This is a genomic window from Pseudomonas floridensis (assembly GCF_002087235.1).
In the GTDB taxonomy this organism is placed as follows: Bacteria; Pseudomonadota; Gammaproteobacteria; order Pseudomonadales; family Pseudomonadaceae; genus Aquipseudomonas; species Aquipseudomonas floridensis.
Window position 1 is genome coordinate 84,643 of sequence record NZ_MUIO01000019.1, and the last position, 20,555, is coordinate 105,197.

A 20,555-nucleotide genomic window follows, 5' to 3' on the forward strand; every position below is an offset into this window, starting at 1 on the left:
CCAGACGGGCAGGGGAGCCGCCCACGAGCTTCCCGCCCGCTTTTCGAACTTTCCGTGACCGAGTCCCGAAATGAACAGTGAATTCCGCAAACCGCTCCCCGGCACCCGACTCGACTATTTCGATGCGCAGGCCGCGATCGAAGCCCTCAAGCCCGGCGCCTACGCCACCTTGCCTTACACGTCGCGCGTGCTGGCCGAGAATCTGGTGCGCCGCTGTGATCCGGCAACCCTGAACGCTTCGCTGAGCCAGTTAATCGAGCGTCGCCGCGACCTGGATTTTCCCTGGTTCCCGGCGCGGGTGGTGTGCCATGACATTCTTGGCCAGACCGCGCTGGTGGATCTGGCCGGGTTGCGCGATGCGATTGCTTCCCAGGGCGGCAACCCCGCGCTGGTCAACCCGGTGGTGCCGGTGCAATTGATCGTCGATCATTCGCTTGCCGTTGAGTGCGGTGGCAATGACCCGCAGGCGTTCGAGAAGAACCGTGCCATCGAAGATCGGCGCAACGAGGACCGTTTTCACTTCATCGACTGGACCAGGCAGGCGTTCAAGAACGTCGAGGTGATCCCGCCCGGCAACGGCATTATGCACCAGATCAATCTGGAGAAAATGTCGCCTGTGGTGCAGGTGCTTGACGGCGTGGCGTTCCCCGACACATTGGTCGGCACCGACAGCCACACGCCGCATGTGGATGCGCTGGGTGTGGTCGCCATCGGTGTTGGTGGTCTGGAAGCGGAAAACGTGATGCTGGGCCGTGCGTCGTGGATGCGCCTGCCAGACATCATCGGTGTCGAGCTGACCGGCCGCCGACAGCCCGGCATTACCGCCACCGACGTGGTGCTGGCCCTGACCGAATACCTGCGTCAACAGAAGGTGGTGGGCGCGTACCTGGAGTTCTATGGCGAAGGCGCGACGAGCCTGACCCTGGGCGACCGGGCGACGATTTCCAACATGGCGCCGGAATACGGTGCGACGGCAGCTATGTTTTCCATCGACCCGCAGACCATCGATTACTTGCGCCTGACCGGTCGCGAGGAAGAACAGGTCAAGCTCGTCGAGTTGTACGCCCGGCACACCGGGTTGTGGTCTGACACACTGCAGCAGGTTGAATACGAGCGTGTCTTGAGCTTCGACCTGTCCAGCGTGGTGCGCAATATGGCCGGGCCTTCCAATCCCCATGCGCGTGTCGCGACCAGCGATCTGGCCGCCAGAGGCATTGCCGGGCAGTGGGACGATGTGCCGGGCCAGATGCCTGATGGCGCGGTGATCATCGCCGCGATCACCAGTTGCACCAACACCAGCAATCCGCGCAACGTGATTGCCGCTGGCCTTTTGGCGCGCAACGCCAACCGCTTGGGGCTGATGCGCAAGCCGTGGGTCAAATCATCCCTGGCGCCCGGTTCGAAAACCGTGGCGCTGTACCTGGATGCGGCGGGGTTGACCAGTGAACTGGAGCAACTGGGCTTCGGCGTTGTTGCGTTCGCCTGCACCACGTGCAATGGCATGTCTGGCGCGCTCGATCCGGTCATCCAGCAGGAAATCATTGATCGCGACCTGTATGCCACCGCCGTGCTGTCCGGCAATCGCAACTTCGACGGGCGCATTCACCCTTACGCCAGGCAGGCGTTTCTGGCCTCGCCGCCGCTGGTCGTGGCCTACGCCATTGCCGGTACCATCCGGTTCGATATCGAAAAAGACGTGCTGGGCGTCGTCGATGGCAAGCCGATCCGCCTCAAGGACATCTGGCCCGACGATGAAGAGATCGACGCCGTGGTGCAGGCTTCCGTCAGGCCCGAGCAGTTCCGGCAGGTGTACATCCCGATGTTCGCCATCGAGGAATATTCCGGCCCGAAGGTCGAACCGCTGTATGACTGGCGCCCCATGAGCACTTACATCCGCCGTCCGCCGTATTGGGAAGGCGCGTTGGCCGGAGAGCGCACGCTCAGGGGTATGCGCCCGCTGGCGGTGCTGCCGGACAACATCACCACCGATCACCTGTCGCCGTCGAACGCGATCATGCTCGACAGCGCGGCAGGTGAGTACCTGGCGAAAATGGGCGTGCCGGAGGAGGACTTCAACTCCTACGCGACCCATCGCGGCGATCACCTGACCGCCCAGCGTGCCACCTTCGCCAACCCGCAACTGGTCAACGAGATGGCGGTGGTGGACGGCAAGGTCAAGAAGGGATCGATGACCCGTATCGAGCCTGAGGGGCAGGTAACCCGCATGTGGGAAGCCATCGAAACCTACATGGCGCGCAAGCAGCCGCTGATCATCATCGCCGGTGCCGATTACGGCCAGGGCTCGTCTCGCGACTGGGCGGCCAAGGGCGTGCGACTGGCGGGCGTCGAGGCCATCGCGGCCGAAGGATTCGAGCGTATCCACCGGACCAACCTGGTGGGCATGGGCGTCCTGCCACTGGAGTTCAAGCCGGGCACCAATCGCCTGACGCTGGGGATCGACGGCAGCGAAACCTACGACGTGATCGGCCAGCGTACGCCGCGTGCCACGCTGACGCTGGTGATCCAGCGCAAAAATGGTGAGCGCCTTGAGGTGCCGGTGACTTGCCGTCTGGACACTGCTGAAGAGGTCTCGATTTATGAGGCAGGTGGCGTGCTGCAACGCTTCGCCCAAGACTTCCTGGAGGCGACTGCGTCATAGGATGCACGCCACGTTTCGCGAGCGAGCGTCCCTACGCCGCACGACAGGTGTTCGCAGGCAGAGGCAATCAATACAGGAACGGACATGGCTCATTTACCGCAACTCAGAATCCCCGCCACTTACATGCGGGGCGGCACCAGCAAGGGTGTGTTTTTCAGCCTGAATGATCTGCCCGAAGCTGCGCAGACGCCGGGACCGGCCAGAGACGCGCTGCTGCTGCGCGTGATCGGCAGTCCCGATCCCTATGAAAAACAGATCGACGGCATGGGCGGGGCGACGTCCAGCACGAGCAAGGCGGTGATTCTGTCCCGCTCCAGCAAGGCCGATCACGACGTGGATTACCTGTTCGGTCAGGTGTCCATCGACAAGCCGTTCGTGGACTGGAGCGGCAACTGCGGCAACCTGTCGGCAGCAGTCGGGGCGTTCGCGATCCTCAGCGGTCTGGTCGATGCCAGCCGCCTCCCGCGTGACGGCACAGCCTTGGTGCGAATCTGGCAGGCCAACATCGGCAAGACCATCATCGCCCATGTGCCTGTCAGCAACGGCGAGGTGCAGGAAACAGGTGACTTCGAACTGGACGGCGTGACCTTTCCCGCCGCCGAGGTGCAACTGGAATTTCTTGACCCGGCGGCAGATGAAGAGGGCGCGGGCGGTTCGATGTTCCCTACGGGCAACCTGGTCGATGACCTGGAGGTGCCGGGCATCGGCACACTGAAGGCGACGATGATCAACGCGGGCATCCCGACCATCTTCATCAATGCCGCCGACATCGGTTACACCGGCACCGAATTGCAGGGCGATATCAATGGCAGTCCGGACGCCTTGGCGAGGCTGGAAACCATACGGGCTTATGGCGCGGTGCGCATGGGGCTGATCGGTCAGGTCACCGACGCCGCCCGGCGGCAGCACACGCCAAAGGTCGCGTTTGTCGCTGCTCCGGCGGACTATGTGTCGTCCAGTGGCAAACCGGTTGCCCGAGAGGACATCGATCTGCTGGTGCGTGCCGTTTCCATGGGCAAACTGCACCACGCCATGATGGGCACGGCCGCAGTGGCAATCGGCACTGCGGCGGCGATCCCCGGCACGCTGGTCAGCCTCGCCGCAGGCGGCGTCGAGCGCAGCGTGGTGCGCTTCGGTCACCCGTCGGGCACCCTGCGAGTGGGGGCCGAAGCGGCAAATGTCGAGGGTGAGTGGACGGTCGGCAAGGTCATCATGAGCCGCAGCGCCCGGGTGCTGATGGAAGGCTGGGTGCGCGTACCGGATGGGGCTTTCTGATCTGGAGAGGGTTCACCGTCGATCGCCCGGGCGATACGGCCGTCAACGTGGCGTCAAAGCGTGATCGATGATGGGCGTCACCGGCCGTGAATGACACGGCCGTTGCGCAAGCCGGACATCAAAGGTTTTTTTCCGGTGCATCGGGGATCAGCGTCCAGTCTTCAGTGCTGCCGCCCTCAGTCGGGAAGTGCCAGCCGGCTACGGGCGGCTGGGTGCCCAGAAAGTTCGAGCGGTAGAGCCTGACGGATCCGTCCTGCGGCACTGCATGGATCGCTCCGGGCCAGGTGAATTCCGCAATGGTTTTCGGGTCCCCGAGGTCTCCGTCGTGCAGGTCCTTGCCTACCCATTGCCAATATTGATTTTGCTCGCCGTCCTGCGGAAAGGTTCGCCCGCCCTCCGGTGCTGTGCCTTCGACCCTGGACCGGTAGTAGATATGCAACCTCCCGTGGTCGTAGGTGCCCACATGTATGGCTCCTTCCCAGCTTGGGGCATCACGCTCCCGAGGGTCGAGAAACGTGCCCGCTGGTCCGCGTGCCTCGATGTAGGTCCAGTGTTCATCGCTTGCGTTCAGGGCAGGCATCGGAAACCCGGCTGGATCGCCTTCCAGCCTGGACGCGTAATAGGCCTGGCGCCCCAGCTCATCGGTGCTGACATGAATCGCCCCTGGCCAGGTCGGCTCGTCAGGATCCTTGGGGTCGCCGAAGGTTCCGAGATGCCTGCGCTCGCCGAGGCAATGCCAGATGTCGGAATCGGCGATCAGTTGCTCCACCGATTCATATCGCTGCGAGGGTGCACCTTCGCCCTCCAGTGAAAAGTAATACTGTTGTTTGCCATCAACGTCGAACACATGGATCTGTCCGGCCCATGACAGATCGTCCCAGCCCTTTGGGTGTTCATAAGTGCCCTCCACGGCCGATCCCAGGTATTTCCAGCCAGCCTCATCCTTTGGCTGCGAGGGTACTTTCCAGTCACTTTGCGGCACGACCCCTTCGACTTGCGACGAAAAGAAGTAAGGCTGACCGCTGATTTCAATCCGGTATATCGCACCGCGCCACGTTGCGTTAGGGCTCCACTGTGCGCTTTTGGGGTTCGCGTAACTGCCGGCTTCGTATCTGGAAAGGTATTCCCAGTACTCATTGCTGACGTCATTAGAGCCAGGTAATACCCAGTTCAAGCCCACCAGGCCTTGGCGACATGCGGCATAAAAACGGTGCTTGCCGTCTGGCATGAAACCGAACAGATGAACGGCGCCAGGCCAGGTGAAGTCGCCGGTTTCCGCGCCACGTTTTGGATCGGTGTAGGTGCCTGCCGCCCTGCTGCTGGCGATGTAACCCCAGCCCTCCACGGAGGCTGCGGTGGTCGGCAGCGGGAACCAGCAGGTCATGCCATTCATCTCAAAGTCGGTGCGAAAGAACGCTTTTGATCCGTCAGTCAGTTCAACCAGATTGATCGCATTGAGGTAAGTCACTTCGCAGCCTTGTTTGGGGTCACCGTAAGTACCCGCATGGACGCCTCGGTATATCCAGTCTTCATTGGCAAATCCTTGTGCGGGGCTGGCGGGCGAGAACTCATCAGCCCGTTCGGGAATTACGGGGAAGGGCGTGTGGTCGGCCGGATATCCAGTGAAACGGGATGTGAAGAATCTTCTGGTTCCCGTCCCATCAAGCGTTGCGTACACCGTTTCAGGCGCATCGCTGTACTCTTCCGGCGTCTTGGGGTCCACATAGGTGCCCGTATGTGTCGTTTTCGAGGACCTGTCGGGCAGCGTGATGTCATCGGTTTTCGCCGTGGCGGGATCATGGGCTACGTTGATGACCAGTGACAGATTGATATTGGCAATGGAAATTCTCATGTGTGCACTCCTTTTTCGGTCCGGCACTTGGGGCGCTCAAGCGTCGAATGAGAGGCATCCTGCCTCCTGTTCCAGGCGTCATCTTTACCCCGATGATCGGTAGCGTCTTGCGGGTGATAACGCCGCAGCGTTCAAATAGTACCGAGGTGTCATCGACAGGATTCTCTTCAGCATTCATTGCACGGGTTCGAAATAGCCATATGAACTTTTGCCATCCACACCGCCGCCTAGAATTTCAACGTGAATAACGCTGTCTTCGAAGTTTTTGTCGAACGTGTCTATGACCTTTGGAGACACGATGTCTTGCTTGATGGTCACTGCGGCTTTGCCTTGGTTGAAGGTGCCGTTCGGATTGCCGACAAGGCTGAAATAAGAGCCTTTTTTGGCTCTGACGATGGTCGCGGATCGGATCTCGTCGTTGTCGCAGCCATAAGGGTTATTGCCAGCGCCCATTTTGAACTGGTCATGCTTGGCGAACGGTACCGTACAGACGATATTCTCGGTCGCCTTACTACCCTCGTGAAACACGATCTCTGCCTCTGAAAAGTCGGTGGCAACGGGCGTCTTGCCCACCTTCACGCGGGATATCTTGCCGCCAAGGCCGTTGTTGTAAAACGTGTTGACCGCGACGTTTTCATTGCTGTAGTTGCTGTTGAAGTTCGCCAGTTTGAGGACCTCGCCGAGCGGGATCGTTCGCTTGACGTCGATGTAAGTGAAGTCATCCGATTTGTTGGCATCAGGCGAATCGAACAGCGATATCCGCGTGCCTGCCCCGACGCCGGTCAACTCCATGGATTGCATCTCATCGTTTTCGCAGCCGAACGCGCCGTGCTTGAAGTCGTATTCACGACCTGCGGGGAACGTACAGACGGTATCCCCATCACGGTCGGCGTTCTGCCTCTCATAGAAGTAGAAACCTCCCTGACTGAGCGTGGCTGCGTAGCGATAGGCGTCACCGCCCGCACTAAAGTCTATCGCGATGTAATTCGGTTTTTTCTGGCTGGCGGGATAGCACTCATTCTCGACTCGCCGTTGCAGATAAGTCAGGTTGTTATCGACATCGGCGGCATGGGCGAGCGTGGAACCCCAGCCATGAATCTGGTTCATCACGAATAACGGAGGCCACGCAAGCGGGGCGTTGATGAGTGGCGAGTCGAGTGGCACGTTGTTTCTCGATGCACAACTCCAGTCATGATCCAGGACCGTGAGGCCCAGGTCGTAGGTGTTTTCAACTTCGATATCGGTGCTTTTCAGGATATTGACTCGTTGGTCGCCGACGGTGAAGTTTCCATGAGAGTAGCGGTCAGAGATGATGATCAGTCTTTTGTTTTTATTGATCATTTCCTGCAGTACAGGCCAGTCGCTACCGTTGAATGCCTCGGGGTCAAACACCATCGCCGCGAGTTCGGGTTTTACCAGATTGAGCGACTTCTGCATTTGCTCGGCAGAAGCGTAGGATTCCAGATGCAGGGTCACGACCGCAGTCCGGTTGGCTTGCAGGTAGGGAAGAAAGACGTCGTTCAAGGCTTCATCGAAGTTGTGAGGCGCCTCGGATGCCTGGACGCATGCACCGTCAGGGGTCTTTTTATGACACATATAGAGTTTGACGGTGGTTGCCGTCTCGTCTTCAGGATAAAGATCGAGCATGAACCCGCGCGTACCGCGTGCCAGTAACTGATTCATGTCATTCAGGTACGCGTTGTGGTCTGTGACCCAGGTGTACTCATTGAACGGTCTGGAGAAGTCATTGATGCCCGGGGCGGTTTCCGGTGGCGTAGGGCGATAATCCCACCAGGCATTGCTGGTGGCCGTGACCGGGTAATACCGGTTCAATTCGCTGGGAACGCCTGAAACTTTCGAAGTGAAATACAGGTTTCCAGCTGGCTGGCGGTACAAATGGATTGCGCCGGGCCAGGTCGGTTCATCCCAGTCTTTGGGTTCCCTCATGGTCCCGGCGTGTTTCCCTTTGTACGTCCAGTAGCCGTTGCTGACCCCGGAGGCAGGGTAGTGCCAGTCAGCTCCAGACAGGGTGCCGTCCTGGCGAGCCTCATAGTAGTGGCCGCCGTCTTCTGAGTCTTCCCGGTGAATCGCTCCCGCCCATGTCATGCCTTCCCAGGCTTTCGGATGTTCGAAGGTGCCGGAATATTTGCCCACGTACAACCAATGCTCATTGTCTTCAGCCGTAGCCGGGAGAGGCTGCACATCGTTCATCCCGGCATTGACGCGTGACATGTAATAAACGCTGACACCGCTTCGCTGCGCAACGTGATAAGCGCCGGGCCATGTGGGTTCTTTTTCTCCTTTTGGATCGTTCCTGGTGCCCGCGTGTTTCCCTGCGTATTGCCAGTGTGCGTTATCGCTCAGCGTGGTCGGGTAATACCAGTTATTGGCAGAAGGAATGCCCAATACGAGAGAACGAAACAGCACGCGCACGCCGTTGATTACGTCATAGTGCAAGGCGCCGGGCCAGGTCAATTCATCCCATTGCTTGGCATCCCCGGCCTGGCCGGAATGACGGTCATTGCCCAGGTAGGTCCACTGATCGTTACTGGCCTCGCCGGTCGGGTAATAAGCGTTCGTTTTCGAGGGTACTCCCTCTATCCGTGACTCGAAGTACAGGTGTTTGCCTGCATAACTGTAATCATGAATGGCGCCTTGCCAGGTAGGCTCATCCCACTTGGCCGGGTCGAAATAAGTGCCTTCATGATTGCGGGTGCCCTCATAGATCCAGTCTTCGTTACTGACAGATGAAACCGGATAATCCCATCCCTCTCGCGAAGGGATGCCATCGTTTCGGGAGGAAAAATAATCACGCGAAACTCCGGTTTGCCGCGCATGAATGGCACCCGGCCAGGTCGGTTCATCCCACTCTTTGGGGTCCAGGTAGCTGCCGGAATGTTTGCCCGCCGCCAGGAATGTCCAGTGCTCGTTATCGTCCGGGCCGTCGGGATAAGCCCAGTCGTTTTGTGAGGGGATGCCATTTTTCTTGGCCGCGTAATAAAGCAACGTGCCATTGGCGCTATTGGCGCTATTGGCGCTATTGGCGTGAATCGCGCCGCGCCAGGTTACATCTGTCCAGTCCTTTGGGTCTTTGAAGGTACCGGCATGAGCGCTTGCTGCAACGAGGTACCAGTGTGCGTTGGATACCGCCTCTGTGGGGTAGTGCCAGAACCTTTCTGATGGTGTTCCGGCGCTCAGAGGTGAGAAGAATAAAACCTTGTCTGCGTAATCGTATCGATGAATACGCCCCGGCCAGGTGAATTCATCCCAGTCTTTCGGGGCCTCGTAGGTGCCGGCATGCCTGGATGAGCCAAGATAAACGAAGTATTCGCTGTCTTCGCCAGACTGCGGATAAGGGATCAGCAGATCATGAGGGCGCTCCGCGATCAGCGAACGGTAAAAGTCCTTTGTCCCATTGACTCCCGCAGTGGCGTGAATGGCGCCAACAACGTTCGGATCATTGGAATCTTTGGGCGAATCGTAAGTGCCTGCAAATTGCTCGACGGTGTAATAGGTCCAGTGTTCGTTGTTGGTGGGGGAGGTCGGGTAATACCAGTTGTTTTGCGAAGGAATCCCGTCGCGTCTGGATTTGAAGTACCAGTGCTTGCCTGCGTACCGGTAGTCATGGATTGCGCCGGGCCAGGTCAGATCGTCCCAAGGTTTGGGATCCGCCAGGTTGCCTGTATGACGAGAGGTATTAAGCAGTGTCCATTGAGCGTTGCTCGCACCGTTGCGGGGGAATTCCCAGCCGGTTTCAGGCGGCGTGATGCCCAGAAAATTCGAGCGAAAAAATCTGACATGACCTTCGCCGGGCACCGCATGGATCGCATCTGGCCAGGTGAATTCGCCGGGGGGCTTTGGATCTAAAAGAGTGCCATCGTGAACGTCCTTGCCGATGTATTGCCAGTAGTCGTTTTTGTCTCCCGGACTCGGCCAGGGTCGTCCGCCCGTTGGCGCAAGGCCATCGGTCAGTGACTGGTAATACATCCGGCCCCGACCATGGTTATAAGTCGTGAAATGTATGGCGCCGGTCCAGCTTGGATCATCGCGCTCCCGTGGGTCGAGGTACGTCCCCGCTGCGCCGCGGGGCGCTATGTACGTCCAGTGCTCATTGCTGGTGCGATCGGTCGGGGGTGGAAAGTTGATATTCACGCCCTCAAGCGATGACCGGTAATAGGACTGGCGTCCAGTGGTATCGGCCGTGACATGAATGGCGCCAGGCCACGTTATCTCGTCGCCATCGTTGGGATTCTGGTACGTACCACTGTGCTTGCGTTCGCCTGTTTTCTGCCAGTTATCCGTGTCTGCGATCAGTTCGCCCACGGACGCGTATTGCTGAGATGGCGCGCCTTTCGATACCAGCGAACGGAAATACAATTGTTGGCTATTGACCTCGAATACATGGATCTGGCCCTGCCATGTAAGATCATTCCAGCCCTTTGGATGTTCGTAAGTACCGTCAACGATGGGCTCTATGTAAGTCCAGTTTTCATCGCTTTCGGCTCGTGTCGGCGGCCTCCATTCATCGTGCGTTTTGACGCCTTCGAACCTCGACGCGAAGAAGGAGGGCTGACCGCCGATATCGAAGCGGTAGATGGCGCCGATCCAGGTGGCGTTGGGAGACCACTGATCGGTTTTTGGATTGGCGTAACTTCCGGCTTCATACCGGGAGAGGTACTGCCAGTGGTCATTGCTCGCGTCGCCAGAGGCAGGTGCTGACCAGTTTTCGCTGACAATGCCTTCATGGCGAGCGGCATAAAATCTAGGTTTGGCGTCAGTCATGGTCGTAAAAAGATGAACGGCGCCAGGCCAGGTGTAGTCGCCAACAGCTCTGTCGATTTTCGGATCCGTGTAAGTACCTGAGTTTCTGCTGGTACCCACGTAAGTCCAGGACTCAGTGGAGGTTTCAGTGGTGGGTATTGTGTCCTTGCAGGTCGCACCATCCAGATCTACACCGGTTTTGAAAAAAGCCTGGTGCCCTCCGGCCAGCGTAGCCCCACTGATTGCGCCGCAGTAAGTGGCTTCGCACGCTTTCTTTGGATCGGCGTAGGTGCCTGCGTGCGTACCTCTGTAAACCCATGACTCGTTAGCTATGGCCGGAAGCGTGTATTGATCGTTCAGGTCGTAATAATAATCAGGGAGGGCCGGAAAGCCCTTTGGTTGCTGGCTTGGGTATCCTGTGAATCGAGCGCTGTAAAGCTGTCGCCTACCGACTGTCGAATCCCATTCGGCATACACGGTACCTACGGCATCGCTGGGTTCCTCCCAAGTCTTCGGGTCTTCGTAAGTTCCAGCGTGGGCCGACGTCGTCGAAGAGGGTAGCGGTGTGGGCACGCACGGGATTTGAAGTTCTTGAGCCTGCACCGAGGTGCCCAGTAGCAAGGATACGACCCAGGCTTTAATCGTGAGTCGTTTCATGCACCGCGCTACATGGCGAGTCTGCCCATCTGATGTCTTCATGAGCAATGGCCTGAGGCATCCTGCCTTCCGGTTGACGGGCGTCGCAGTCGGGACGGCGACGGTCAACCTCACCCTAGGCGTATGCCGGGCCCATGAACATTGTCAGAAATGATAGGTGTGGGTGGCAGGCCCGATCACTTGAAGCGTCGTTCGACGCCTTTTTCCACCAGCACCTTGGCCGAGATCTCTTCCACCGAAAAATGCGTGGAGTTGATGTTCGGGATGTTTTCCCGACGAAACAGGTTTTCCACCTCGCGCACTTCGAATTCGCATTGAGCAAAGCTCGAGTAGCGGCTGTTGGGTTTGCGCTCGTGACGAATGGCGGTCAAACGGTCGGGATCGATGGTCAGGCCGAACAGCTTTTCGCGATGCTGCTTGAGCGCTGCCGGCAGTTGCAGGCGTTCCATGTCGTCCTCGGTCAACGGATAGTTGGCCGCACGAATACCGAACTGCATGGCCATGTACAGGCAGGTCGGGGTTTTTCCGCAGCGCGAGACGCCGACCAGAATGATGTCGGCTTTGTCGTAATAATGCGTGCGCGCGCCGTCGTCGTTGTCCAGTGCGAAATTGACCGCTTCGATGCGCTCCATGTAGTTGGAGTTATGACCGATGGAATGCGATTTGCCCACCGAATACGAAGAGTGTGAACTAAGCTCCTGTTCCAGCGGTGCCAGGAAGGTCGAGAAGATATCGATCATGAAGCCGTTGGACGTCGCCAGGATCTCGCGAATGTCCTGATTGACGATGGTATCGAAGATGATCGGCCTGACATCGTCCTTGTCGGCGGCATTGTTGATTTGTTGTACCATCGCCCGCGCTTTCTCGACACTGTCGATATAGGGCCTGGTGAACTTGTTGAACGTAATGTTTTCAAACTGCGCTAGCAAGCTCTGCCCCAGGGTTTCGGCCGTGATGCCGGTGCCGTCGGAGATGAAGAAAGCGGATCGTTTCATGTGCGCCTCTGGCCTTAAGCAGTTGACGATTCTTGGATATCATAGGCGCGCTTGCCGGCCCTGGAGGTCTGCATTCTCGCCTATTTTGAAGGTTCAGGCTTGCGCCCGACCAGAAACGCTTGCGATCCCAGTGCATGGGGGCTGCGGCGAATGAGCTTTTCCCATACAACAAACACAGTTAGTGGAGAGATCACCTTGGTAGAGTACGTAGTTTCCCTCGATAAGCTCGGCGTCCATGATGTGGAGCACGTGGGAGGCAAGAACGCATCCCTCGGCGAAATGATCAGCAACCTCGCAGGCGCTGGTGTTTCCGTGCCCGGCGGTTTCGCGACTACGGCCCAGGCCTACCGTGATTTCCTCGAGCTCAGCGGTCTGAACGATCAGATCCACGCAGCTCTGGATGCTCTTGATGTCGACGACGTCAACGCTCTGGCCCGTACCGGCGCGCAGATTCGTCAGTGGATCATGGAAGCCGAATTCCCCGAGCAGCTCAACGCCGAGATTCGCACCGCGTTCGCCACCCTGTCGGCGGGCAACCCGAATCTTGCGGTTGCCGTGCGTTCCTCCGCCACCGCCGAAGACTTGCCTGACGCCTCCTTTGCAGGCCAGCAGGAGACGTTCCTGAACATCCGTGGCGTCGAGAACGTGATTCGCGCCGCCAAGGAAGTGTTCGCCTCGCTGTTCAATGACCGCGCTATTTCCTACCGCGTACACCAGGGCTTCGACCACAAGCTGGTGGCACTTTCCGCTGGCGTGCAGCGCATGGTGCGTTCCGAAACCGGTACGGCGGGTGTGATGTTCACCCTGGATACCGAATCCGGTTTCCGTGACGTGGTGTTCATCACCGGTGCCTATGGTCTGGGTGAAACGGTGGTGCAGGGTGCGGTCAACCCTGATGAATTCTACGTGCACAAAGACACCCTGGCCGCTGGCCGCCCCGCGATTTTGCGTCGCAACCTGGGCAGCAAGGCCATCAAGATGATCTACGGCGACGAGGCCAAGGCCGGTCGCTCGGTCAAGGTGATCGATGTCGAGCCCGCCGACCGTGCGCGTTTCTGCCTGACCGACGCCGAAGTGTCCGAGCTGGCCAAACAGGCGATGATCATCGAAAAGCACTACAAGTGCCCGATGGACATCGAATGGGCCAAGGACGGGGACGACGGCAAGCTTTACATCGTTCAGGCGCGTCCTGAAACCGTGAAGAGCCGCGCATCGGCCAATGTCATGGAACGCTACCTGCTCAAGGAAACCGGCAAGGTGCTGGTCGAAGGCCGTGCCATTGGGCAGCGCATCGGCGCGGGCAAGGTGCGGATCATCAAGGACGTTTCCGAGATGGACAAGGTCCAGGCGGGTGATGTGCTGGTCTCCGACATGACCGACCCGGACTGGGAACCGGTGATGAAGCGCGCAAGTGCCATCGTCACCAACCGTGGCGGCCGTACCTGCCACGCGGCAATCATCGCTCGCGAGCTGGGCATTCCCGCCGTGGTCGGTTGCGGCAACGCCACCCAGTTGCTGCAGGACGGGCAGGGCGTGACAGTGTCCTGCGCCGAAGGCGACACCGGTTACATCTTCGAAGGCGAACTGGGCTTCGACATCAAGACCAACTCGGTCGATGCCATGCCTGAGCTGCCGTTCAAGATCATGATGAACGTCGGCAACCCCGACCGTGCATTCGATTTCGCCCAGTTGCCCAACGCCGGTGTGGGGCTTGCGCGTCTGGAATTCATCATCAACCGCATGATCGGCGTACACCCCAAGGCACTGCTCAATTACTCGCTGCTGCCACCGGAAATCAAGGACAGCGTCGACAAGCGTATTGCAGGCTACGACGACCCGGTCGGTTTCTACGTCGAGAAGCTGGTCGAGGGCATCAGCACCCTGGCCGCCGCATTTACGCCGAAGAAGGTCATCGTGCGTTTGTCGGACTTCAAGTCCAACGAGTACGCCAACCTGATCGGCGGCAAGCTCTACGAACCGGAAGAAGAGAACCCGATGCTGGGCTTCCGCGGTGCGTCGCGCTATATCAGCGAGAACTTCCGCGACTGCTTCGAGCTGGAATGCCGCGCCCTCAAGCGTGTGCGTGAAGACATGGGCCTGACCAACGTCGAAATCATGGTGCCGTTCGTGCGCACTCTGGGTGAAGCGAACCAGGTCATCGACCTGCTGGCGGCCAATGGTCTGAAGCGCGGCGAGAACGGTCTGCGCATCATCATGATGTGTGAACTGCCGTCCAACGCGATCCTGGCCGAAGAGTTCCTCGAGTATTTCGACGGGTTCTCCATCGGCTCCAACGACCTGACTCAGCTGACACTGGGGCTGGATCGTGATTCCGGCGTCATCGCGCACCTGTTCGACGAGCGCAATCCGGCGGTCAAGAAGCTGCTGTCCAATGCCATTCAGGCGTGCAACAAGGCTGGCAAGTACATCGGCATCTGCGGTCAGGGCCCGTCCGATCACCCGGATCTGGCGCGCTGGCTGATGGATCAGGGTATCGAGAGTGTGTCGCTCAACCCCGATTCGGTTCTGGAAACCTGGTTCTTCCTTGCCGAAGCGCAGTCTCCAGTGTGATGTGACGCGGTAATCACCTGAGCCGTCCTCTGGTTCGGGTTTTTCAACGAAAGGCGGTTTTCTCGGAAACCGCCTTTTTTATGCGACGCCTTCAGGGCTCCCGTAAGCGCAGTTTCATTCAGTCTGTCAGAGGCGAGCCGATGCCTTTGAATTTCCGAAAAGAGCAATATGCAAAGCAGCAGCCATTTATTTCCCGTTGCCTTGATCAGTGCCGAGCGTCGTGGTGATCTGGTCGAGGACGTTTACCGCCTCAAGCCTGCCAACAGCCCTGATCCGAGCGTCGAGCTGGCCGTGACCCGGCTGGGGCTGGTCGATCAGCCGTCGGGGCGCGGCGTGCCGGTCATCCTGTTGCATGGCAGTTTTTCCAATCGCCGGTTCTGGTACTCACCCAAAGGCATCGGCCTGGGACCCTTGCTGGCGCGCGCCGGTTATGACGTGTGGATCCCCGAGATGCGCGGGCACGGATTGTCGGCGCGTAATCAGAATTATCGCGCCAATTGCGTGGCCGACTATGCGCGCTACGACTTGCCCGTCATCGCGGCATTCGTACAGGAGCAGAGCGGGCAATTGCCGCACTGGATCGGGCATTCACTGGGCGGCACCACACTGGCCGCGGCACTGGGCGGGGAATACCTGGGCGTCGAGAGCGCGGCATCGGTTGCCCTGTTTGGCAGTCAGGTCAGCCGGACCTACTGGCCGCTGAAAATCCCGCCACTGCAGTGGTCCGGTCGCTTGTTACTGAAACGTTTCGAGCACGTGTCCGGGCCACGCTTCAAGCGCGGTCCGGAAGACGAGCCGATGGGTGTGCTGCTGGAAAGCATGCGCTGGCATGGCCTGTTCGGCCGTTTCGGTGATCGTCACGGCGACTGGTGGGCCGGTTTGAAGGACGTTCAGGTGCCGGTTCTGGCGGTGGCTGCCGTCGGCGATCATCAGGATCCGGTCTGGGCCTGCCGCATGCTGTTCGATCAGATCGGTTCGCCGCACAAGCAGTTCCTCTGTCTGGGGCGTGAACACGGGTTCAATGAAGACTTCGGGCACGTGCAGATGCTGGTCAGCAAAGGCGCCCAGCAGCAGGTCTGGCCGCGAGTGATCGATTGGCTGCGCGAACGGTCTGTTCCTGAACAGGCGGCAGAGTTTAAGGTGGCGGTGGGCAATTAACGCTTAAAGTCACTATGCTGCCCGTGAAATCGGAGTCCGGCCGGTCTGGCCTGACTGCGTATTATTCGTGAGCCCATGCCTCGACGACAGGAGTTGACCTCATGCACTACCTCACCCCCGATCTGTGCGACGCCTATCCGGACCTGGTGCAGGCTGTAGAGCCCATGTTCAGCAACTTTGGCGGACGCGATTCCTTTGGTGGACAGATCGTCACCCTCAAGTGTTTCGAAGACAACTCGCTGGTCAGAGATCAAGTGGCACTCGACGGCAAGGGCAAGGTGCTGGTGGTCGATGGCGGCGGCTCGCTGCGTTGCGCGTTGCTGGGGGATTTGCTGGCGGAGAAAGCGGCGAAGAACGGCTGGGAAGGTCTGTTGATCTACGGTTGCATACGCGACGTGGACATGATCGCCCAGACCGATCTGGGCGTGCAGGCACTGGCCAGCCATCCCCGGAAAACCGAGAAGCGTGGCATCGGCGATCTGAATGTGCCGGTCACCTTCGGCGGCGTGACGTTCAGACCGGGGGACTATCTCTACGCCGACAACAACGGCGTCATCATTTCTCCTTCTCCCCTGACCATGCCGGAATAAGCGAAGTCTCAATGTTCGATGAAGCAAACGCGCAGTGGGGGCTGGTTCACGCCCTCGTATTGGACGGCAAGGGTGGAGCGCGTTTCATTGCTCGAACCGAACTTCAGGACCTCCAGCTGCAGCCGCAGGAAAGCCTGTGGCTGCACTGGGATCGCAGTCACCCGCAGACTCACACATGGCTGCGCACCGGCAGTGGGTTGAGCGAGTTCGCCTGCGACCTGCTGCTCGAAGAGAATACCCGGCCGCGCCTGCTGCCGTTACCCGATCAGGAACTGCTGCTGTTTTTGCGCGGGGTCAACCTCAATCCCGGTGCAGAGCCGGAAGACATGGTATCGGTGCGGATTTTTGCCGCGGCTCAGCGAGTGATTTCGCTGCGGCTGCGCCCGCTGCGGGCGACCGAAGAGTTGATCGAACTGCTTGGTCAGTCCAAAGGCCCGAAAACGGCCTCGGAGCTGATTCTCTATCTGGCCCAATACCTGACTGACAAGGTTCAGGACCTGGTCGGCGAATTGACCGAATCGGTCGACGGGGAAGAAGAAAATACCGATGCCGACGAACGGTACACCCCCGATCATGGCAAATTGCTGCATATTCGTCGCCGAGCCGCAGGGCTGAGACGCTTTCTCGGCCCGCAGCGTGATATCTATGGGCAGCTCTCGCGTATCAAACTGTCATGGTTCGATGACGAGGATGCCGATTACTGGAACGAGTTGAACAACAGCCTCACGCGTTACCTCGAGGAACTGGAGCTGACCCGCGAGCGCGTCGGGCTATTGCTCGAGTCTGAGGACCGGCGTCTGCGCGAACACATTAATCGCACCATGTACCGGTTCGGGATCATCACCGGGATTTTCCTGCCCATGAGCTTTCTGACCGGGTTGCTGGGTATCAATGTCGGCGGCATTCCGGGTGCTGAAAACCCGTACGGTTTTCTTGCCGCCTGCGGGCTGATCGTAGCGGTGGCGGCGGGGCAATGGTGGTTGTTCAGACGATTGCGTTGGGTATAAGGCTTATTACTTATATGTTTTTTCATGAAGCCTGTGTGACTTGCCCGGGATGCGTCACGTCTTTGACTGACATTGCGTGAGGTGCCTGATGCACGATCCGTTCGAAGAATCTTTACGTGACATGCTTAAATCGTCATCCTCCAGCCGGGATGACGACGCATGTCTGGGGCGAGTCCTGAAAACCGCCAACCGCCAGGTCGGTGCCGGTGTGTTGTTCGGGCTGCTGGGCCGTTGGTCCGAGGCGATGATGATCGCGCTCAACAACGGTTCCGCCCATGTCGCTCCCGTTTCCCGTCGCACCAGACCTGGTGCCCGTTCTACCGATAAGGCTGATTGAGCATGGAATTGAACCTCTGGACGCAGAGTCTTCTTGCTGCAATGACTGCATTGTGGACCAAAGTCGCAAACTTCATCCCTAACCTGTTTGGTGCCCTCGTCGTTGTGGTGCTGGGTTTTGCGGTAGCCAAACTACTCGATGCACTGCTGTCCAAATTGCTCGCCAAGCTGGGCCTCGATCGCCTGGTGGGCGGCACCGGCCTGACCAAGATCATGGGGCGCGCCGGCGTCAAGGTGCCGATCTCGACGCTGATCGGCAGGATCGTCTACTGGTTCGTGCTGTTGATCTTTCTGGTGTCTGCCGCCGAGTCTCTGGGCCTGCAACGCGTATCGGCAACCCTCGACATGCTGGCCCTGTACCTGCCGAAAGTGTTCGGCGCGGCGCTGGTGCTGCTGGTGGGTGTGCTGCTGGCGCAACTGGTCAACGGACTGGTGCGCGGCGCTGCCGAAGGTGTCGGCATCGATTACTCCGCAGGCCTTGGGCGAATCGCTCAGGGACTGGTCATCATCATCAGCATTTCGGTCGCGATCAGCCAGTTGGAGGTCAAGACCGACCTGCTGAACCACGTTATCGTGATCGCATTGCTTACCGTTGGTCTGGCCGTTGCCCTGGCGTTAGGGCTGGGCAGTCGCGAAATCGCGGGTCAGATCATCGCTGGAATTTATGTGCGTGAGCTCTATCAGGTAGGCCAGCAGGTGCAGATAGGCGACACCGAGGGCCAGATAGAAGAAATCGGTACGGTCAAGACGACCCTGCTGACAGATGAGGGCGAGCTGGTGTCTTTTTCGAACCGCATCCTCCTCGATCAGAGAGTAAGCAGCCGTTAAGCGGCTAACCTGCTAATCTATGCCGCCAAGTTGCCGGAACAGGCCGTGGCGGACATTGACCTGACTGTCGGCAAGATTCGTTTTGAATAAACCTCAACCGCTTTCAACGCGCTACGATCCACGCGAGCTCACAGATGAGGAGCTGGTTGCGCGCGCCCATGGTGAGCTGTTCAATGTGACCCGGGCGTACGAAGAATTGATGCGTCGCTACCAACGAACACTTTTTAACGTCTGTGCACGTTATTTGGGGAACGATCGCGACGCTGACGATGTCTGTCAGGAGGTGATGCTTAAGGTGTTGTATGGCTTGAAGAATTTCGAAGGAAAATCGAAATTCAAGACCTGGCTCTACAGCATCACTTACAACGAGTGCATCACTCAATACAGGAAGGAACGGCGTAAGCGTCGCTTGATGGACGCTTTGAGTCTGGATCCGCTCGAGGAAGCGTCGGAAGAAAAGACGCCAAAACCTGAGGAGCGGGGCGGTCTCGATCGCTGGCTTGTGCATGTGAACCCGATCGATCGGGAGATTCTGGTGCTGCGATTTGTCGCAGAGCTTGAATTTCAGGAGATTGCAGACATTATGCACATGGGCTTGAGCGCAACGAAAATGCGCTACAAGCGGGCGCTTGATAAACTACGCGAGAAATTTGCTGGTATCGCCGAAACTTAACGGCGAGCAAATATCTCTAACGAACTGGCAAGGTCTGGTAGACTTGCCGACGAGTTGTCCCCAGTTATGTGGGACTGCTTTACAATCACCAGATGGGGATTTAACGGATGAAACTGAAAAACACCTTGGGCTTGGCCATTGGTACTATTGTTGCCGCAACTTCTTTCGGCGCTCTGGCACAAGGCCAAGGCGCGGTCGAAATCGAAGGCTTCGCCAAGAAAGAATATTACGATAGCGATCGTAACTTCAAAAACGACGGCAACCTGTTCGGCGGCTCCGTTGGCTACTTCCTGACCGACGACGTTGAATTGCGTCTGGGCTACGACGAAGTTCACAACGTTCGTAGCGACAGCGGCAAGAACATCAAGGGCGCCAACACTGCCCTGGACGCTCTGTACCACTTCAACAACCCGGGCGACATGCTGCGTCCTTACCTGTCTGCCGGTTTCTCTGACCAGAGCATTGGCCAGGACGCCCGCAACGGCCGTGACGGCTCCACCTTCGCCAACATCGGCGGCGGCGCGAAGCTGTACTTCACTGAAAACTTCTACGCCCGTGCAGGCGTTGAAGCTCAGTACAACATCGACCAAGGCAACACCGAGTGGGCGCCTAGCGTCGGTATCGGCGTTAACTTCGGTGGCGGCAGCAAGAAAGTTGAAGCAGCACCTGCTCCAGTAGCTGAAGTGTGCTCCGACAGCGACAACGATGGCGTTTGCGACAACGTTGACAAGTGCCCAGACACCCCTGCAAACGTAACTGTTGACGCTGATGGCTGCCCAGCCGTTGCTGAAGTTGTCCGCGTTGAGCTGGACGTGAAGTTCGATTTCGACAAATCCGTAGTCAAGCCTAGCAGCTACGGCGACATCAAGAACCTCGCTGACTTCATGCAGCAGTACCCACAGACCACCACCACTGTTGAAGGTCACACTGACTCCGTCGGTCCTGACGCTTACAACCAGAAGCTGTCCGAGCGTCGTGCAAACGCCGTTAAGCAGGTCCTGGTCAACCAGTACGGCGTTGGCGCTAGCCGCGTAAACTCGGTTGGTTACGGCGAATCCCGTCCAGTTGCTGACAACGCAACTGAGTCTGGCCGCGCAGTTAACCGTCGCGTAGAAGCAGAAGTAGAAGCTCAAGCTAAGTAATTAGCCGCTTGTACTGAAAAGCCCGGCTCAGGCCGGGCTTTTCTTTGCCTG

13 protein-coding genes are annotated in these 20,555 nt (G+C 58.5%); 10 read left to right on the forward strand and 3 right to left on the reverse strand.

The features are described from left to right. The first annotated feature begins 70 nt into the window (after window positions 1-70). Window positions 71-2,659, forward strand: a complete 2,589-nt coding sequence (gene acnD / locus BZK31_RS06710) for a Fe/S-dependent 2-methylisocitrate dehydratase AcnD (RefSeq protein WP_083182005.1) — start codon at window positions 71-73, stop codon at window positions 2,657-2,659. 84 nt (window positions 2,660-2,743) lie between these two features. Then, a complete protein-coding gene (gene prpF, locus BZK31_RS06715; protein WP_083182006.1) occupies window positions 2,744-3,934 on the forward strand; it encodes a 2-methylaconitate cis-trans isomerase PrpF in 1,191 nt (396 codons plus the stop codon). A gap of 118 nt (window positions 3,935-4,052) precedes the next feature. On the opposite strand, the gene BZK31_RS06720 is transcribed toward prpF, so the two are convergent. From BZK31_RS06720 to ppsR, 3 genes are all read right to left on the reverse strand, one after another. After that, window positions 4,053-5,786 (reverse strand): hypothetical protein, encoded by a 1,734-nt coding sequence (locus BZK31_RS06720; RefSeq protein ID WP_083182007.1) that lies wholly within the window; start codon window positions 5,784-5,786, stop codon window positions 4,053-4,055. Window positions 5,787-5,960: 174 nt separating this feature from the next. Continuing rightward, window positions 5,961-11,204 carry a phosphoinositide-specific phospholipase C-related protein gene (locus tag BZK31_RS30030; RefSeq protein ID WP_244182642.1) on the reverse strand — a complete coding sequence of 1,748 codons (5,244 nt, stop codon included), beginning with the start codon at window positions 11,202-11,204 and terminating at the stop codon, window positions 5,961-5,963. Between the two features lie 176 nt (window positions 11,205-11,380). Continuing rightward, the gene (gene ppsR / locus BZK31_RS06730; protein ID WP_073169337.1) at window positions 11,381-12,199 is read right to left on the reverse strand and encodes a posphoenolpyruvate synthetase regulatory kinase/phosphorylase PpsR; all 819 of its coding nucleotides are present in this window, start codon (window positions 12,197-12,199) and stop codon (window positions 11,381-11,383) included. 195 nt (window positions 12,200-12,394) lie between these two features. Between ppsR and ppsA the strand changes: the two genes are divergently transcribed. The 8 genes from ppsA to BZK31_RS06770 all read left to right on the forward strand — a co-directional run bounded on the left by ppsA (window position 12,395) and on the right by BZK31_RS06770 (window position 20,504). Next, a complete protein-coding gene (gene ppsA, locus BZK31_RS06735) occupies window positions 12,395-14,770 on the forward strand; it encodes a phosphoenolpyruvate synthase (RefSeq protein WP_083182008.1) in 2,376 nt (791 codons plus the stop codon). Window positions 14,771-14,938: 168 nt separating this feature from the next. Beyond that, window positions 14,939-15,928: an alpha/beta fold hydrolase gene (locus tag BZK31_RS06740; protein WP_083182009.1), complete on the forward strand. Its 990-nt coding sequence runs from the start codon at window positions 14,939-14,941 to the stop codon at window positions 15,926-15,928. A 101-nt stretch (window positions 15,929-16,029) separates the two neighbouring features. Next, window positions 16,030-16,518, forward strand: a complete 489-nt coding sequence (rraA, locus tag BZK31_RS06745) for a ribonuclease E activity regulator RraA (RefSeq protein ID WP_083182010.1) — start codon at window positions 16,030-16,032, stop codon at window positions 16,516-16,518. An 11-nt stretch (window positions 16,519-16,529) separates the two neighbouring features. Beyond that, window positions 16,530-17,525 (forward strand): zinc transporter ZntB, encoded by a 996-nt coding sequence (locus BZK31_RS06750; protein ID WP_083182011.1) that lies wholly within the window; start codon window positions 16,530-16,532, stop codon window positions 17,523-17,525. An 88-nt stretch (window positions 17,526-17,613) separates the two neighbouring features. Beyond that, window positions 17,614-17,862 (forward strand): CrfX protein, encoded by a 249-nt coding sequence (locus BZK31_RS06755; RefSeq protein ID WP_083182012.1) that lies wholly within the window; start codon window positions 17,614-17,616, stop codon window positions 17,860-17,862. A gap of 2 nt (window positions 17,863-17,864) precedes the next feature. Next, window positions 17,865-18,689, forward strand: a complete 825-nt coding sequence (locus BZK31_RS06760) for a mechanosensitive ion channel family protein (RefSeq protein WP_004885692.1) — start codon at window positions 17,865-17,867, stop codon at window positions 18,687-18,689. 82 nt (window positions 18,690-18,771) lie between these two features. Continuing rightward, entirely contained in the window at window positions 18,772-19,362 is a 591-nt protein-coding gene (gene sigX, locus BZK31_RS06765; RefSeq protein WP_083182013.1) for an RNA polymerase sigma factor SigX, read from the forward strand. Between the two features lie 107 nt (window positions 19,363-19,469). Further along, window positions 19,470-20,504 carry an OmpA family protein gene (locus tag BZK31_RS06770; RefSeq protein WP_083182014.1) on the forward strand — a complete coding sequence of 345 codons (1,035 nt, stop codon included), beginning with the start codon at window positions 19,470-19,472 and terminating at the stop codon, window positions 20,502-20,504. Window positions 20,505-20,555: the final 51 nt, after the last annotated feature.

What these genes read in the sequence shown, in the direction of transcription:
- acnD (WP_083182005.1), top strand. Translation starts at nt 71, where the DNA reads ATGAACAGTGAATTCCGCAAACCGCTCCCCGGCACCCGACTCGACTAT.
- prpF (WP_083182006.1), top strand. Translation starts at nt 2,744, where the DNA reads ATGGCTCATTTACCGCAACTCAGAATCCCCGCCACTTACATGCGGGGC.
- BZK31_RS06720 (WP_083182007.1), bottom strand. Translation starts at nt 5,786, where the DNA reads ATGAGAATTTCCATTGCCAATATCAATCTGTCACTGGTCATCAACGTA.
- BZK31_RS30030 (WP_244182642.1), bottom strand. Translation starts at nt 11,204, where the DNA reads ATGAAACGACTCACGATTAAAGCCTGGGTCGTATCCTTGCTACTGGGC.
- ppsR (WP_073169337.1), bottom strand. Translation starts at nt 12,199, where the DNA reads ATGAAACGATCCGCTTTCTTCATCTCCGACGGCACCGGCATCACGGCC.
- BZK31_RS06740 (WP_083182009.1), top strand. Translation starts at nt 14,939, where the DNA reads ATGCAAAGCAGCAGCCATTTATTTCCCGTTGCCTTGATCAGTGCCGAG.
- rraA (WP_083182010.1), top strand. Translation starts at nt 16,030, where the DNA reads ATGCACTACCTCACCCCCGATCTGTGCGACGCCTATCCGGACCTGGTG.
- BZK31_RS06750 (WP_083182011.1), top strand. Translation starts at nt 16,530, where the DNA reads ATGTTCGATGAAGCAAACGCGCAGTGGGGGCTGGTTCACGCCCTCGTA.
- BZK31_RS06755 (WP_083182012.1), top strand. Translation starts at nt 17,614, where the DNA reads ATGCACGATCCGTTCGAAGAATCTTTACGTGACATGCTTAAATCGTCA.
- BZK31_RS06760 (WP_004885692.1), top strand. Translation starts at nt 17,865, where the DNA reads ATGGAATTGAACCTCTGGACGCAGAGTCTTCTTGCTGCAATGACTGCA.
- BZK31_RS06770 (WP_083182014.1), top strand. Translation starts at nt 19,470, where the DNA reads ATGAAACTGAAAAACACCTTGGGCTTGGCCATTGGTACTATTGTTGCC.